We start from the raw sequence: 436 nt of genomic DNA, 5'->3' as shown, positions 1-436 counted from the left end.
ACTTTAAGCGCTGCAATACGGCCGGTTCTTCAACCTCGATTCGTACTGGAACACCAAGCATCCTTTCCAAGTCGGTCCGCTGCGCGTCAGTTACTGGCGCGCCAGGTCGAACCGCAACAACAACTTCACCCGTTCGCTCATCTACGTATCGTCCGTGTGCCGATGGCAGCAGGCGGTTAATGTCACGGTCGCCCTTCTTTAGGGCCTCGGTCAATTTCGCGTAGGTGTGCGTAGCACCAGGGCGAAACACCACCTCGACCCGATGCCCGCCGACCCGATGCGTCTGCGTCTCGACCGGGGTTTCACCAACCAAGCGCACCACTAGGCGATTAGGCTCTTCGAAGTACAACCCGGCGAGCCGCTTCCTGTTCTCGCGCCGCAGCCGCTCAACGAGCGGCCCAATGTCAGGCTGCTGTTCCATGAAAGTCCCCTGCCC

The 436-nt window shown here is 60.1% G+C and carries 1 protein-coding gene; it reads right to left on the bottom strand.

Features of this window, described 5'->3' with window-relative positions:
* A partial coding sequence (locus JWG88_RS21340) for a S1 family peptidase (protein WP_205235839.1) occupies positions 1-421 on the bottom strand: 421 nt, incomplete at its 3' end.
* Positions 422-436 lie beyond the last annotated feature (15 nt).

Source organism: Desulfopila inferna (assembly GCF_016919005.1).
GTDB classification, from domain to species: Bacteria; Desulfobacterota; Desulfobulbia; order Desulfobulbales; family Desulfocapsaceae; genus Desulfopila_A; species Desulfopila_A inferna.
Note: the sequence above shows the minus strand (reverse complement) of the source record. Positions and strands in the feature narration are given on the sequence as shown.